Source organism: Agrobacterium sp. K11, from assembly GCF_059429395.1.
On sequence record NZ_JCAHRB010000007.1, the window covers coordinates 42,762 to 56,643 of the forward strand.

Sequence of the window (13,882 nt, forward strand, 5' to 3'; positions counted from 1 at the left end):
AGATCGAAGGGCGAACCATCGACTTGGCGCTTTCTGCTCACTATCCTCACAAGCAAATAAAAACCCGCCCACCTCTCGGCAGGCGGGTTGAATGCCTTGGCCATTGGTTGGGGGTAATGTGCGGACTAGTTTTTTTATCCTGCCGGCTAACCGGTTTTGTACGTCCATAAGGATCATATTCAACAATTATATTAGAAGGCCAATATTCGCTTGCTCCGCCAAAAACAGCGAAACCTTCAAGTGGTCCTCGATATAGATCAGTTTCTATCTTTCCATAATCAATTCTCCTAAAGTATTGGAGATTTTAATTATAGACAAAAACCAAATACGTTTCTTTATCGATTAGACTACTTACTCCTGCTCACCTCAACAGGGCATAAATGCTTGAGACCTCAATCGAGAAAGAGCAACATGTATTTTCAATCATATGATCGCGATGCCGAATACTTCTACTGGCTAGAGCGCGTTTATTGCTGCTGTCCGCACAGGTACTCTGGTTACTGGCGGCCTTGCTGTCGCTCTCGGTCCCATTGGTTTGATCGCTGGGAGGCTTCTGCTGCACTGTGCCTGCTCATCGACGGTGCCAACGCTACCGATACCGCAACCACAAACGCCAACGCCGCTATCTATAGTAATCCCTCGGCCCTAGATCAGGCAAAGTTTTCTTCAAACGGCTATACCTCTGCACTGCGCGATCAGATTCAGATGCAATATACCGCAGCTTGTGCCACCGGCCCGGGGAGCCATTTTTTCCAAAATATGGCATGATGAGCGAGATGCCGCAGCATTCGCTCTATATCGATCTTGGCATAGGCGCGTAGCTGGGCGCTATTGACCTCAGGTCTTCTTCGCCACACGCTTCGTCGAAGTGGACGCGTTGGTGAGTGCCGGCGGATCGCTTGCCGGGAAACTTTCCTCCAGGCTTTCGGTCAGGTCGTCGTCTTTTCGGCTGGTCTCAGCTTTTTGCTCTTTCTGAAGAGATTTTACCGCTGGTGATTTGGCATTTTTTGCCGAAGCCTTATCCGCAGTCACCTTCTTCTGGACCAAGGACTTGGCGGCAGCGGGTTTCTTCGCGCCATTTTTGCCATTGGTCTTTCCGGTTTCTGTGCTTGCCGAGACCTCCAGTTCCGCCTCCATCCAGTGGCGTTCGTGATGTCCCTCCGGCCTGCCTTCCCTCTCCCATATTGCGCGGGCTTTTTCGCGGATTGCTGCTTCGCGATCATGGTTCATAACGTCCTCCTCTTTGCGTCGCATCGGCTTTGACTGCGCCAATTGAAAAACAGAAATGGCCGGAAATTGTTCCGCGTCCGGAGATTGCGCATGCGCATTTCCCTGAAAAAAGGGAACCCTACTCACTGCAGGATCGTTTGTCCGGCAGGAACCCGCAGGAGGACCATCCATGAGCGATCCGAAACAGAAGAAAAACGAACCTCTCGATATCAAAGACGAAGATTTGCCGCGTTTTGAAACCGACAGCGAACTCAAATCGAAAGAAAGTGAGATTTACCCCGATGAATCGATAAGCCTGCGCGCACGCCGGCAGGCAGCGCGGCAACACGAGGATGCCTTCATCGTCGCCACAGACCTTGAGGACGATGACCAGCGCGATGCGGCACCCGGCACAAGGGAACAGCCATAGGGGCCTTAAAACGCATAAGGCGGGCCACAGCCCGCCTTTATAAGGATCGTAGTAAGTTGGTCCGGTCTTCAGCGACGCACGGAAACGATGGCCTTGCGGTTGAAGTTCGACACCTGTACCCGGCCGGACTGATTGCCGCCGAGAATTTGCGCTGTCTTGCCGCTCATGCTCTTCAATATTCCGGCGTGATAACCGCGGCCGTTGCGAATGACGACAACATCGCCCGGTTTGGCGGCGGCGACGGGAACGGCATAACCGAATGACGTCCAGGATTTTGCAAATCCGTAGGATTTGGGCGATGCGCGCCCGGCCTTGCTGGCAACGGCATGCAGGAACAGGCCACACCACGGTGTGCTGCGGGGATTTGCCCCAAGAATATTCTTCAGGCTCTTGTTGTTTTTGGATTCATGCAGTCCGGTGTATTTTTCAGCCTGGTTCAGCATGCCAGCCGACGCGGGTGCCACGACTGTAAAAGCCAAGGCAGCGGATAGAATTAACGCGGATACTCTCAAACGTCTCGCCCTTATGTTAGAGGGCGTCCGTGTATTGTGACAATTTAGCGACAATTTGACGAGAAAAGGGCAGAAATCAGACGGCTATTCATGTGGACTGATCTGTCATTGCTTTAAAACAGGCTGCCCTGTGCATCGTCAGCACGGCTGCGGCCGGCATTTTCGAGATCCAGCATGCGTAATTTGGTGTTCGTACCGCCCGGCGCGGAAAAGCCACCCAGCCGGCCGCCAGCCGCCAGAACACGGTGGCAGGGAATGATCAGCGGCACGGGATTTTTCGCCATGGCCTGCCCGACGTCGCGGGCCTTTTCCATGGAGAGGCCCAGCGTTTTTACGATACCGCCATAGGTCGTCGTGCGGCCCCAGCCGATATGCCGTGCCACCTCATAGACATCTAGGAAGAACCGCTCCTGCCCGGCAAGATCGAGTTCCACGGGCGTAAAATCAATCTCTTCACCATCGAAATAGCGGGTAACCATCGCAATCACCTCACGGGCGCGTGTGTCAGGTACCGCGATGGAAGATGACGGCAGGCGTTTCTGGATAAGTTTCTCAGTTTCACCGGCATCTGTGCTGGGCAATTGCAGACGGGCGATACCGCGCTCTGCCCATGCGAGGCCGCAATGGCCGAGAGCTGTCGGGAAAACAATATAGCCGTAGTGGTTGGTCATTGCCGTATTCATCCGCTTTGCACGCGCACGATGCCATATCCTGCGTTCGACACAACCCGTTTCTGGCGGCGGATAAAACAAGGCCACCCGGCTTTATGGGTGGCCTTTCACATCTCAATCCGGCAACGCTGTCAGGATGCAAGTTTACCCTGATCTTCCACCTTGTTTCCGGCCTCCAGGAGGCATTGCGCCTGCCGGCTTGCGGTAACGAAGGCGGCGCGCGCAATCTCTCCAGCCACGTCCCCCATCAGCGAGGCGCGGCACAGACGCAGGGCCTGCTCATGCGCCTTGTCACCGCGTTGTGGCCATTCGTGCTGCAGAAAATCGAAGGCCTCGTAAACGCCGTTGAAAATCCGGGGAGCACCGTTTTCCAAGGATATGGTAACAGGCTTTTCCCACTTAACGTCTTTCAGCAACATTGATTGTACTTCCATGCTCTATTAACCAGCGAAAAACGCCGGCTCCTCCAGTTGGTTCCCTTCACTTTCGGTTTCAAGGTCGAAAAAATAGCCCTCGAAAAACCATGTGCCTCCAGCTTTCCATTCTACGCGATTTGAGGAACAAAGCGTTTCAACACTCGTTCAAGCGGAAGTGAACCGGATCCCTTCATGCCAACAAAATCCTCTCCTGTTATCGTCTGGTTCCGCAAGGACTTGCGCCTTGCGGACAATCTCGCCCTTCTCGCAGCTGTGGAGCATGGCGGCCCCGTCATACCGCTCTATATTCGTGAGACATCCAGCGGCCCGCTTGGCGGCGCGCAGGAATGGTGGCTTCACTATTCGCTTGCCTCTCTTTCCGCGGCGCTGGAGAAATGCGGCAGCCGTCTACTTCTCAGGAGCGGCAACGCAGAGGAGACGCTGCGCCGGCTGATAGCCGAAACCGGCGCGGATGCAGTCCTCTGGAACCGTCGCTATGAGCCGACCGGCATGGCAACAGACAAGACACTAAAAGAGGCGCTTGGGGACGACGGCCTGACAGTTCGCAGCTTTGCCGGACACCTGCTGCATGAACCATCCCGGGTGCAGACCAAATCCGGCGGTCCCTACCGGGTCTACACGCCCTTCTGGCGGGCTCTGGAGGGCGGCGAGGAGCCACATACGCCGGCGGATGCACCGCAGAGCCTGAAGGCACCTGAGACATGGCCAAAATCGGAGAAACTCGATGATTGGAAGCTTCTGCCGGTCAAACCGGACTGGGCCAAGGGTTTCAGCGAGATATGGACACCCGGTGAAAATGTCGCGAGGGAAAAACTCGATGATTTCATCGATGGTGCCTTGAAAGGTTATGAGGAAGGCCGCGATTTTCCGGCGAAGGACGCCACGTCGCTTCTTGCGCCGCATCTGGCGCTCGGCGAAATATCGCCCGCCGCCGTGTGGCATGCGACGAAGGGGCTATCACGCCATATCCCGTCCAACGATATCAGCCGTTTCCGCAAGGAACTCGTCTGGCGGGAATTCTGCTACCATCTACTGTTCCACTTTCCCGAGCTGGACGAGAAAAACTGGAACGACAGTTTCGGCGCCTTCGGCTGGCGGGACGATGACACATCCTTCAACGCCTGGACGCGTGGCATGACGGGTTATCCGATCGTGGATGCCGGCATGCGGCAATTGTGGAAACATGGCACCATGCACAACCGGGTGCGCATGATAGTGGCATCCTTCCTCATCAAACATCTACTTATCGACTGGCGCAAAGGAGAGAAGTGGTTTCGCGATACGCTTGTTGATGCCGATCCGGCCTCCAACGCTGCCAACTGGCAGTGGGTGGCGGGTTCGGGCGCGGACGCCTCGCCGTTCTTCCGCATTTTCAACCCCATATTGCAGGGGGAGAAATTCGATGCCGAGGGAGACTACGTGCGCCGCTTCGTGCCGGAGCTTGAAAGGCTTGAGCGAAAATACATCCACAAGCCGTTTGAAGCACCGAAAGAGGTGCTTAAAAAGGCGGGTATCGAGCTCGGCAAGACCTATCCCCTGCCGATCGTCGACCATGGGAAGGCACGGGAAAGAGCACTTGCAGCCTATGCCGAAGTGAAGAACAACGCATAAAATTGGGTATCGGCAAAATTTTGCGTGGCGAAGCCTAAGGCGGGAAGATAATTTCTTGCCTTGAGGCGGTTGTAACGGGACATAACGGCACCTAATTTCCGCTCAGACAAGAAGGCTCAATCATGACCATTCATCCCTCTGCGCTCAGTGCTATCGGCAACACGCCGCTTATCCGTCTGAAAGCTGCCTCTGAAGCGACGGGGTGTGAAATCCTCGGCAAGGCGGAGTTTCTCAATCCCGGCCAATCGGTAAAGGATCGCGCCGCGCTTTACATCATCCGCGATGCGGAACGGCGCGGACAGCTGCGGCCGGGCGGCACCATCGTGGAAGGCACGGCAGGCAATACCGGCATAGGCCTGTCGCTGGTGGCCAATGCGCTCGGCTACAAGACTGTCATCGTCATTCCCGAGACGCAAAGCCAGGAAAAGAAGGATGCGCTGAAGCTTCTCGGCGCAAAGCTGGTCGAGGTTCCGGCGGCACCCTATTCCAACCCGAACAATTACGTGAAGGTTTCCGGCCGCCTGGCAAAACAGCTGGCCGCGACGGATGAAAACGGCGCGATCTGGGCCAACCAGTTCGACAATATCGCCAACCGTCAGGCCCATATTGAGACAACGGCACCGGAAATATGGGACCAGACGGACGGCAAGGTCGATGGTTTCATTTGCTCCGTCGGTTCCGGCGGAACGCTTGCGGGCGTGGCTGACGGCCTGCGCGATTTCAATCCCGATATAAAGATCGGCCTTGCCGACCCTGAGGGGGCCGCCCTCTACGAATTTTACAAGCATGGCGTCCTGAAGTCGGAAGGCTCCTCTATCACCGAGGGCATCGGACAGGGGCGCATCACCGCCAATCTGGAAGGCTTCGCGCCGGATTTCTCCTATCGTATTTCGGATGCGGAAGCCCTGCCGGTGCTGTTCGATCTGGTCACGAAAGAGGGTCTTTGCCTCGGTGGCTCCTCCGGCATCAACATTGCCGGCGCAATCCGCCTTGCCCGCGAGCTTGGTCCGGGGCATACAATCGTGACGATACTTTGCGACTACGGTAATCGTTATCAGTCGAAGCTGTTCAATCCGGATTTCCTGCGCTCCAAGGGGCTTCCGGTTCCGCAGTGGCTGGCAGCGAAAAGCGAGATTGCGGTTCCGTACGAAACCGTTTGAGGACATGCCGAAATGCCTGTGAATGCCCTGTTCCGTGACGATTTTTATCTTTCCACCGCAGAAGCGATCGTCACGGCGGTGCATGAGGATGGCGGCATCGAGCTCGACCAGACCTGCTTTTACGCCACGTCCGGCGGCCAGCCGGGCGACAGCGGCTTTCTCGAGCGGGCCGATGGTTCGCGCATCGAACTCGGCATTACCAAAAATGGCTCCGACAAGAGCGTTATCATCCATGTGCCGCTGGAAGGTCAGCCTTCGCCCGAGGTCGGTGAAAAACTGACCCTGCATGTAGACTGGCCGCGCCGTTACAAGCTGATGCGCATGCACACGGCCTGCCACCTGCTATCCGTCATCTGCCAGTGGCCAATCACCGGTGCTGCCGTCGGCGAAGACGAATCGCGCGTCGATTTCGACATGTCGGAAACCATCGACAAGGATGAAGTCACGGCAAAGCTGATGGAACTGGTGAAAGCCAACCATCCCGTTTTCCTGCAATGGATTACCGACGAAGAACTTCAGGCCAATCCGGGCATCGTCAAATCCAAGAATGTGCGCCCGCCAATCGGCCTTGGCCGGGTCAGCCTTGTCTGCATCGGCGAAAACTCTACCATCGACAGCCAGCCCTGCGGCGGCACCCATGTTTCCGAAACGCAGGAAGTGGGCGATATTCACATTGCCAAGATAGAAAAGAAGGGCAAGGAGAACAGGCGGTTCCGCATTCGTTTCGGCACGCCTGAAGCTGCTGCCTGAAATCAGGAGAGACATCGTGAGCACGGATAAGAGCCGTTTCGTCGTTTCGGCGGACTGGGTAGAAAAGCAGCTCGGCACGGCCGGGTTTCGTCTCGTTGATGCCTCGTGGTATCTGCCGGCGCATAAACGCAACGGTGCGGAAGAATTTGCGGCGGGTCACCTGCCCGGTGCCGTGTTCTTCGATCAGGACAAGATCGCCGATCATGCAACCGGATTGCCGCATTCCCTGCCCTCGCCAGAGTTCTTTGCGGAACAGGCGGGAGAGCTTGGCCTCAGCGACACCGATACCATCGTGGTCTATGACGGCCCCGGTTTCTTTTCCGCACCGCGCGTGTGGTGGATGCTGCGGGTGATGGGCGTGCGCAAGGCCTACGTGCTGGATGGCGGTCTTGACGGCTGGAAGCGCGAAGGCCGGCCGCTAGAAACCGGCACGCCGGAAATCGAGCCTGCCACCTTCACACCCGATTTCAACGAAAAGCGCGTGACCTCGCTATCGACCATGCGCGGCATCGTTGACAGTGGCGAAAAGCAGATTGCCGATGCCCGCGGCGCGGGACGTTTCACCGGCGACGAGGCCGAGCCGCGTGCCGGCATGCGTTCGGGCCATATGCCTGGCGCTCGCAGCCTGCCCGCCACCGCATTTTCCGAGAACGGCCACTTCAAGGACCTCACCGCCATCCGAAAGATGGTGGCGGATGCCGGTATCGATCTTGGCAAGCCAGTGGTGACGAGCTGCGGCTCGGGCGTTACCGCCGCCGTCATTACGCTGGCGCTGGAATCGCTCGGCCATCAGGATAATTCGCTCTATGACGGTTCGTGGTCGGAATGGGGTGGACTGGAAGACACGCCTGTTGTCACCGGCCCTGCCGAACCTCTTCCCGTGGTGTCACATGGGCCGTTGAAGGCGCATGTGACGCAGCTTGAAATGACGGCGCCGCCGAAGGTTAGCCTTGCTATCCCCGTCAACATCCAGACGGCACTGATGCGGGTCACCAATATTCCCTTGCACTTCTACCGCTACATGTACTGGCGGGTGGGAAAACGTTGGCACTGGCAGAAACGCATGCGCATGAGCGATGCGGAACTGTCCGCCGTCCTCAAGGACCCGAACAACAGCGTTACCGTCCTTTATATGAACGGTGCACCCGCCGGTTTCTTCGAGCTGAACAAGGCAAACGACGAGGTAACCGAGCTTTCCTATTTCGGGCTTCTCGAAGAGGCGATCGGTGCTGGCGTCGGCAAGTGGTTCCTGTTGCAGGCGCTTTACGCTGCCTGGCAGGACAATCCGAAGCGCGTGACGGTGACCACCAACACGCTTGACCATCCGCGCGCGCTGCAACTCTACCAGATGATGGGATTTTCGCCTGTTGGTACCTATGAGGCCTGGGTAGAGCCGCTGTCAGATACGGAGCTTCTGGAAATCTCGCTGCGCAACTGAGTTCGTCACGTCGGGGATGGCCCGCGCTATTCCCCGACTATAGAGAAGATCCGACTACTCCTCCCTCATTCCTTTGCTTGTCACAGGAATGAGGGAGTGGGAGGCAACCGCACATGAAACCATTGTGTAGTTTGCGACTCAGGCTTTATCGATAATCAAATGGGTCGCGCCCTCACCCGCCGAGGTCCCGGTGCAGCGATAACCAAGCGCAGGCAAATCCAGCCCCTCGAAGAGGTTTTCGCCCTTGCCGAGAAAGACCGGGGCCAGCGCCAGATGCAGTTCGTCGATCATGCTTCCGGCCATATATTGCCGAATGGTCGAAACGCCGCCGCCGATCCGGACGTCCCTGCCATTTGCCGCCTCCAACGCCATGTCGAGGGCGGCCTTGATGCCCGTGTTGACGAAATGAAACACGGTGCCGCCCTTCATCGCAAAGGAGGCGCGCGCATGGTGCGTCAGCACGAAAACCGGCACGTGATAAGGCGGCTCTTCCCCCCACCAGCCCTTCCAGTGTTCATCCGGCCAGGCACCGCGGATAGGGCCGAACATGTTGCGGCCCAAGATCCAGGCGCCGATATTTTCGAAACTTTTCTCGGAAAACTGCTCGTCCGTGCCGGTTGAGCCGCCTTGCTTGCCGAACATGCGGTGAAAGGTGCGGGTCTTGAACGCCCATTGATGCAGCATTTCGCCATTCACACCCAGCGGGTTCTGAAGACTTTGATCCGGCCCGGCACCGTATCCGTCAATCGAAATGGCGAAATTTCGAACGACAACCTTCGGCATGGCAATATCCTCCCGTTTCAAGAGGACAGGTTGCCGTGCATCCGGTAACTGGCCTCAGATTTCTCTTTCCAGAGTTACAGCCGTCGGGGTATGCCCGCCGGCGGAACCTTTGTCTTCGGTAACGCTGTTGAGGAGATGATCGGCAATCAGCTCCGCCTGGAATTTACCCAACTCGTAGCAATAGGTGATCTCACGTTTTTCGGCCGACCAGTAGACATCGGGACGCCCGCAGGACTTCGCCGTCAACTTGACCTCGCCTTTCAAGCCGTAAACGCCGAAACTGCGGCTGATAAGATCGAGAACCTTCGATTCCTTGACCATGATGGCGTAAGGTTCCAGCTCAGGATCGCGCGGCGGCACGTAGCTAACGGTAAATCTGGATGGTGTCTGCGCGCGGTGGGGCGTCAGAAAATCTTCCCACGCCGATGCGATACGCGGATAGGCGGCGCCACATTTGGCAAATTCGTCATTGGCGAGCCCCATCATGGTGGCAAGATCACCATAGCCGTCTTTGTCGCGGCCGACCATCAGGCAGGCCATGTTGCGATCGCGGCTCCTGTCGGGAACAAGTGCCGAAAACACCGGTGCTTCGTGCTGGGGCAAAGCCTCCGTCTCGCGCGCCAGATACCAGCTGTCGGTAGCGTTGACGAGTGCGGTATCAAGCCATTCCTCGTTGGCCTGAAGGATGAGCGTGCCCGCCAGCTGATCGGCAGGTGCTTGCGCGCTGCCGGTCTCCGGCGCGCCGAAATCGGAGATCAGCATGCGTGCACCCTCGTGATAAAGCGAGAAGATCGCATTGCCGATGACGAAATTGACCGCCTGCTGGAGCTGATCGTCGGACAGGCCATCGAGACCGGAGGCGACCTGCGCCTGCGTGTCGATCGGAACCGTCAAAGAAACGAAAGCCAGCGGAACGGCGGCCAGAAAACGACGGAACATAAAATCAGACCTTCCGGGATCGAGGAGCGCCACTGATTCCCGATGCTAACGAGTCACGCAATGGGCTGGTTGCATCACCCGTCAAGAATCGGGTGGATAGAGGTCTGTTTCGGGATCATAGCTGCAAAGAAGCAACGCCGATCCCAACAGAAGGACCTCGCCATGACCGATCTCGTCTTTACAGCAATGCCGGCTAAGGAAGCTGAGGCTTTCCGGGCGGGAGCCGCCGACGCCTATGGCAACCCGCCGGAAAAGGCCGTTTCTCCAGGCGGCATGCCGTGCCGCCATTGCCTTTCCCAGATTAATGAAGGCGAAGGAATGCTGATCCTCGCCTACCGGCCCTTCCCTTCGCTCCAGCCCTATGCGGAAACGGGGCCAGTCTTTCTTCACGCTGAGGCCTGTGAGCACTATCCGCAGACGGATGCCCTTCCCCCGATGCTCAACAGCCCCGATTATATCGTTCGCGGTTATGGCACTGACGACCGCATCGTCTACGGCACCGGCGCGGTGACGGCGACGGACGAAATCCTTTCACGCGCAGCACATCTTCTGGAGCGGGCAGACGTCGCTTATGTGCATGTGCGCTCCGCCCGCAACAATTGCTACCAGTGCCGTATCGACACAGCATAATCGCGCGATTACTTGCAATTTTAAGCAAACGGCTAAACGGCTCTCAAACTTTCTACGTCATGATGCAAGCATCGGAAACAATTGATTTGAGTAGCGAAATGACAAACAACCTCAATATGGCGACCCGCACTGCGACCCGTAGCAAGACCCGGATCTACGCGACCGTGCACTATTTCAGCCAGTCGACCCGAGGCCGCGTGGTGGACCTGTCCGCCACCGGCATGGCGCTCGAACTGGACGGACCTTTCGCTGCCGCCAAGGGAAGCCGGGTGAAGGTGCAGAGTGAAGATCTGGGTTTCATCGAGGGTGTCGTGCAATGGCAGCACATGAACCGGCTCGGCCTGCAACTCAAACTTTCCACCAACACGCTGGCACAGCTGTCGTCTTATTTCCGCTTCTTCCACGAAGAAGTAAAACCGACTCTCGCCCGCTAAGCAGACGTTTCCGACAAGGGGAATGCGCAGGCCGGACAAAGCGCATTCCCGAAGCGCACCATGCGCGCGCGGCCACCTTGTGACAAAAAATTTATCAAACGGTTGAAAACTGGCCCGTCCGTCACGGGCTTGTCATTTTGATGATGGACTCCTCGGGGATTGCTTCTACCTTGTCGTTTTCCTGACAGAGCAAGCTTCATACGAAGGAGTTCCCATGTCGTCGCTTCTCGCTCTCCACCCCATCACTCGCCGTTCGCTTCTGGGTGGCATCGCCGCCTCTTCGGCTCTGGTGCTGTTGCATCCCTTCGCCGCGCGCGCCGCAGCCAACCAGGCGCATCTGCGCATCATGGAAACGACTGACATCCACGTTCACGTCTTTCCCTATGATTATTACGCCGACAAACCGAACGACACGATGGGTCTGGCGCGCACCGCTTCGATCATCGGCGCCATCCGTGCCGAGGCCGGAAACTCGATGCTGGTGGATAATGGCGACTTCCTGCAGGGCAATCCGCTCGGCGATTACATCGCCTATGAGCGCGGCATGAAGGCCGGCGACAAGCATCCCGTCATCAACGCCATGAATGTCCTTGGCTATGATTGTGGCACGCTTGGCAACCACGAATTCAATTACGGCCTCGACTATATGTCCAATACGCTGGCGGGCGCCGGTTTCCCTTATGTCTGCGCCAACCTCACCAAGGGTCAGCTGGCTTCCGATCCCAAGCAGGATGAGCTGTTCTTCAAGCCTTACGTCATCCTTGAGAAACAGATCCGCGATGGTGCAGGCGTAACCAGCCCGGTCAAGGTCGGTATCATCGGTTTCGTGCCGCCGCAGATCATGATGTGGGATTCCAAGAATCTGGAGGGCAAGGCCCAGACGCGCGATATCGTCGAGGCGGCTAAAGCCTGGGTTCCGGTCATGAAGGAAGAAGGTGCCGATATCGTCATCGCGCTTTCCCATTCCGGCATCGATGGCAAGGGCCAGACCGATCGCATGGAAAACGCCTCGCTTTATCTGGCGGGCGTGGAAGGCATTGACGCCATCTTCACTGGTCACCAGCATCTGGTCTTCCCCGGTCCGAAGACATGGGACGGCATCGAGGGTGCGGATGCGGTCAAGGGTACGCTGATGGGCAAGCCGGCCGTGATGGCCGGTTTCTGGGGCTCGCATATGGGCCTCATTGACCTTCTGCTCGAAAAGGACGGCAAAAGCTGGAAGATCGTCGATTTCACCTCCGAGGCCCGGCCGATCTACCACCGCGACGACAATCGCAAGGTCGTTGCAGATGTCACGGACAAACCGGAGGTCATAGCAGCCGCCAAGGCAGATCACGAAGCGGCGCTCGCCTATGTGCGTCGCCCGGTCGGCAAGACGTCGGCGCCACTCTATTCCTACTTCGCGCTGGTGGCCGACGACCCGTCCGTGCAGATCGTCTCCAATGCCCAGACGTGGTACATCAAGGACATGCTGAAGGAAGGGCAATATAAGGATCTGCCCGTGCTTTCGGCAGCAGCGCCCTTCAAGTCTGGCGGTCGCGGTGGTGCGGATTATTACACCGATGTCCCTGCCGGTGACATCGCCATCAAGAACGTCGCCGATCTCTACCTCTACCCCAACACGGTGCAGGCGGTGCTGATCAACGGTGCGCAGGTGAAGAACTGGCTGGAAATGTCCGCCGGCATGTTCAACACGGTCGAGGCCGGCGCAAAGGATGCGCCGCTCCTAAACGCGGATTTCCCGTCCTATAATTTCGACGTCATCGACGGTGTCACCTACCAGATCGACATTTCCAAACCGGCAAAGTTCGACAAGGACGGCAAGGCCGTCAATCCCGACAGCAACCGCATCGTCAATCTGCAATTCGACGGCAAGCCGATCGACCCCGAGCAGAAATTTGTGGTGGCGACCAACAATTACCGAGCAAGCGGCGGCGGAAAATTCCCCGATATCGCCGCCGACAAGGTGATCTTCGTGGCGCCCGACACCAACCGTGACGTGATCGTGCGCTATATCGTCGATCAGGGCACCATTAACCCGTCGGCGGATGCGAACTGGTCCTTCGCCCCAGTTGCCAATACGACCGCCATCTTTGAGACTGGCCCGAAGGGTCGCAATTACGCGGCTGACATCAAGGGCGCAAAAATCGAGGATGCCGGCGACGGCGCCGAAGGTTTCGCAAAGTTCCGCCTCGTTCTCTAGAGCTTGCAGCCCTCCCGGCGTTTCATCGGCCGGGAGGGCATTTACTCAATTGCGGTCACTCACGATACGCAACAGCAGTGGCAGTTCCGGCGGTGGCTTCTGCTCGATGCGTTGATAGTCGCTGCCATCGCGGTTACGGCGGATGAGCCGGAGACCCGCCATGTCACGCCGCAGCATCGCGGCATCTCCAAACAGATGCAGACCATCGAGAAAGCTGCTGAATTCGCGCTCTGAGAAACTGCGACCGGCTGGTATTCTTGCCCAAAGATACCAGAGGCACAGTTCCTGCTGGGAGCGGCGGGCCGGCCACTGCACCAATCTACCGGCAGCATCGAAAGTCCGCGCGGTCTTCAGCACCCTGCCCTCATTGACAGGCATTGTCTCCGGTCCTCTCTGCGGTGGCGGCGAGCCACTTGCTACGGGTGGCGTGCGCGCGGCGCGCAGATGCTGAAAGTTGCGAAACCCGGCAGCCCGGCTTAGGAGATTGAGCATCTCCACATGGCTTGGCTGGCGGTCCAGCCTGCCGATTTGTTCGCGTAGCGATTTGGCAAATGTGGAGAGGTCGGCGATATCAATGGAAAAGATCGAACGTGGCATGACTTACCCTCGAGTGCCATTCCGAAGAGGTGTCGCTGATCGCCGGCTTCCGACTAGGCACGGGATAAGTGCTGTCAA

The 13,882-nt window shown here is 57.5% G+C and carries 15 protein-coding genes; 8 read left to right on the top strand and 7 right to left on the bottom strand.

Annotation, left to right across the window (positions count from 1 at the left end):
- Positions 1 to 837: 837 nt before the first annotated feature.
- Positions 838 to 1,230, bottom strand: coding sequence for a DUF2934 domain-containing protein (locus tag AC5SEO_RS13995; protein WP_003512570.1), 393 nt, complete (start codon positions 1,228 to 1,230; stop codon positions 838 to 840).
- 169 nt (positions 1,231 to 1,399) lie between these two features.
- Here AC5SEO_RS13995 and AC5SEO_RS14000 point away from each other — a divergent pair, with 169 nt between their 5' ends.
- On the top strand, positions 1,400 to 1,639 hold the full coding sequence (locus tag AC5SEO_RS14000) for a hypothetical protein (RefSeq protein ID WP_013635919.1): 240 nt from the start codon (positions 1,400 to 1,402) through the stop codon (positions 1,637 to 1,639).
- A gap of 68 nt (positions 1,640 to 1,707) precedes the next feature.
- Here AC5SEO_RS14000 and AC5SEO_RS14005 read toward each other — a convergent pair whose 3' ends face one another.
- The 3 genes from AC5SEO_RS14005 to AC5SEO_RS14015 form a co-directional block, all read right to left on the bottom strand.
- Complete coding sequence (locus AC5SEO_RS14005) at positions 1,708 to 2,151, bottom strand: TIGR02594 family protein (RefSeq protein WP_025593218.1); 444 nt, start codon at positions 2,149 to 2,151, stop codon at positions 1,708 to 1,710.
- Positions 2,152 to 2,264: 113 nt separating this feature from the next.
- The gene (locus AC5SEO_RS14010) at positions 2,265 to 2,822 is read right to left on the bottom strand and encodes a methylated-DNA--[protein]-cysteine S-methyltransferase (protein WP_111795866.1); all 558 of its coding nucleotides are present in this window, start codon (positions 2,820 to 2,822) and stop codon (positions 2,265 to 2,267) included.
- A gap of 131 nt (positions 2,823 to 2,953) precedes the next feature.
- Entirely contained in the window at positions 2,954 to 3,241 is a 288-nt protein-coding gene (locus AC5SEO_RS14015; protein ID WP_003512562.1) for a DUF982 domain-containing protein, read from the bottom strand.
- Positions 3,242 to 3,430: 189 nt separating this feature from the next.
- Here AC5SEO_RS14015 and AC5SEO_RS14020 point away from each other — a divergent pair, with 189 nt between their 5' ends.
- The 4 genes from AC5SEO_RS14020 (at position 3,431) to sseA (ending at position 8,218) form a co-directional block, all read left to right on the top strand.
- Positions 3,431 to 4,870 (top strand): cryptochrome/photolyase family protein, encoded by a 1,440-nt coding sequence (locus AC5SEO_RS14020; protein WP_019565445.1) that lies wholly within the window; start codon positions 3,431 to 3,433, stop codon positions 4,868 to 4,870.
- A gap of 122 nt (positions 4,871 to 4,992) precedes the next feature.
- A complete protein-coding gene (locus AC5SEO_RS14025; RefSeq protein ID WP_013635913.1) occupies positions 4,993 to 6,030 on the top strand; it encodes a cysteine synthase A in 1,038 nt (345 codons plus the stop codon).
- Between the two features lie 12 nt (positions 6,031 to 6,042).
- Entirely contained in the window at positions 6,043 to 6,780 is a 738-nt protein-coding gene (locus AC5SEO_RS14030) for an alanyl-tRNA editing protein (protein WP_141193685.1), read from the top strand.
- 16 nt (positions 6,781 to 6,796) lie between these two features.
- A complete protein-coding gene (sseA, locus tag AC5SEO_RS14035; protein ID WP_013635911.1) occupies positions 6,797 to 8,218 on the top strand; it encodes a 3-mercaptopyruvate sulfurtransferase in 1,422 nt (473 codons plus the stop codon).
- A gap of 138 nt (positions 8,219 to 8,356) precedes the next feature.
- Here sseA and AC5SEO_RS14040 read toward each other — a convergent pair whose 3' ends face one another.
- Positions 8,357 to 9,001 carry a dihydrofolate reductase family protein gene (locus AC5SEO_RS14040; RefSeq protein ID WP_013635910.1) on the bottom strand — a complete coding sequence of 215 codons (645 nt, stop codon included), beginning with the start codon at positions 8,999 to 9,001 and terminating at the stop codon, positions 8,357 to 8,359.
- A gap of 54 nt (positions 9,002 to 9,055) precedes the next feature.
- Positions 9,056 to 9,940 (bottom strand): DUF4344 domain-containing metallopeptidase, encoded by an 885-nt coding sequence (locus AC5SEO_RS14045; protein WP_013635909.1) that lies wholly within the window; start codon positions 9,938 to 9,940, stop codon positions 9,056 to 9,058.
- Between the two features lie 162 nt (positions 9,941 to 10,102).
- Here AC5SEO_RS14045 and AC5SEO_RS14050 point away from each other — a divergent pair, with 162 nt between their 5' ends.
- The 3 genes from AC5SEO_RS14050 to AC5SEO_RS14060 all read left to right on the top strand — a co-directional run bounded on the left by AC5SEO_RS14050 (position 10,103) and on the right by AC5SEO_RS14060 (position 13,207).
- Entirely contained in the window at positions 10,103 to 10,570 is a 468-nt protein-coding gene (locus AC5SEO_RS14050; RefSeq protein ID WP_013635908.1) for a DUF1203 domain-containing protein, read from the top strand.
- Positions 10,571 to 10,668: 98 nt separating this feature from the next.
- Complete coding sequence (locus AC5SEO_RS14055; RefSeq protein WP_003512551.1) at positions 10,669 to 11,004, top strand: PilZ domain-containing protein; 336 nt, start codon at positions 10,669 to 10,671, stop codon at positions 11,002 to 11,004.
- A gap of 214 nt (positions 11,005 to 11,218) precedes the next feature.
- Entirely contained in the window at positions 11,219 to 13,207 is a 1,989-nt protein-coding gene (locus AC5SEO_RS14060; protein ID WP_174068188.1) for a bifunctional 2',3'-cyclic-nucleotide 2'-phosphodiesterase/3'-nucleotidase, read from the top strand.
- A gap of 45 nt (positions 13,208 to 13,252) precedes the next feature.
- Here the strand turns inward: AC5SEO_RS14060 and AC5SEO_RS14065 are convergent, their stop codons facing one another.
- Entirely contained in the window at positions 13,253 to 13,804 is a 552-nt protein-coding gene (locus AC5SEO_RS14065) for a DUF2087 domain-containing protein (protein WP_003512547.1), read from the bottom strand.
- Positions 13,805 to 13,882: the final 78 nt, after the last annotated feature.

Excerpts from the sequence above, each read along its gene's own strand:
- AC5SEO_RS13995 (WP_003512570.1), bottom strand. The coding sequence starts at position 1,230 with ATGAACCATGATCGCGAAGCAGCAATCCGCGAAAAAGCCCGCGCAATA.
- AC5SEO_RS14000 (WP_013635919.1), top strand. The coding sequence starts at position 1,400 with ATGAGCGATCCGAAACAGAAGAAAAACGAACCTCTCGATATCAAAGAC.
- AC5SEO_RS14010 (WP_111795866.1), bottom strand. The coding sequence starts at position 2,822 with ATGACCAACCACTACGGCTATATTGTTTTCCCGACAGCTCTCGGCCAT.
- AC5SEO_RS14015 (WP_003512562.1), bottom strand. The coding sequence starts at position 3,241 with ATGTTGCTGAAAGACGTTAAGTGGGAAAAGCCTGTTACCATATCCTTG.
- AC5SEO_RS14020 (WP_019565445.1), top strand. The coding sequence starts at position 3,431 with ATGCCAACAAAATCCTCTCCTGTTATCGTCTGGTTCCGCAAGGACTTG.
- AC5SEO_RS14025 (WP_013635913.1), top strand. The coding sequence starts at position 4,993 with ATGACCATTCATCCCTCTGCGCTCAGTGCTATCGGCAACACGCCGCTT.
- AC5SEO_RS14030 (WP_141193685.1), top strand. The coding sequence starts at position 6,043 with ATGCCTGTGAATGCCCTGTTCCGTGACGATTTTTATCTTTCCACCGCA.
- AC5SEO_RS14040 (WP_013635910.1), bottom strand. The coding sequence starts at position 9,001 with ATGCCGAAGGTTGTCGTTCGAAATTTCGCCATTTCGATTGACGGATAC.
- AC5SEO_RS14045 (WP_013635909.1), bottom strand. The coding sequence starts at position 9,940 with ATGTTCCGTCGTTTTCTGGCCGCCGTTCCGCTGGCTTTCGTTTCTTTG.
- AC5SEO_RS14050 (WP_013635908.1), top strand. The coding sequence starts at position 10,103 with ATGACCGATCTCGTCTTTACAGCAATGCCGGCTAAGGAAGCTGAGGCT.
- AC5SEO_RS14055 (WP_003512551.1), top strand. The coding sequence starts at position 10,669 with ATGACAAACAACCTCAATATGGCGACCCGCACTGCGACCCGTAGCAAG.
- AC5SEO_RS14060 (WP_174068188.1), top strand. The coding sequence starts at position 11,219 with ATGTCGTCGCTTCTCGCTCTCCACCCCATCACTCGCCGTTCGCTTCTG.
- AC5SEO_RS14065 (WP_003512547.1), bottom strand. The coding sequence starts at position 13,804 with ATGCCACGTTCGATCTTTTCCATTGATATCGCCGACCTCTCCACATTT.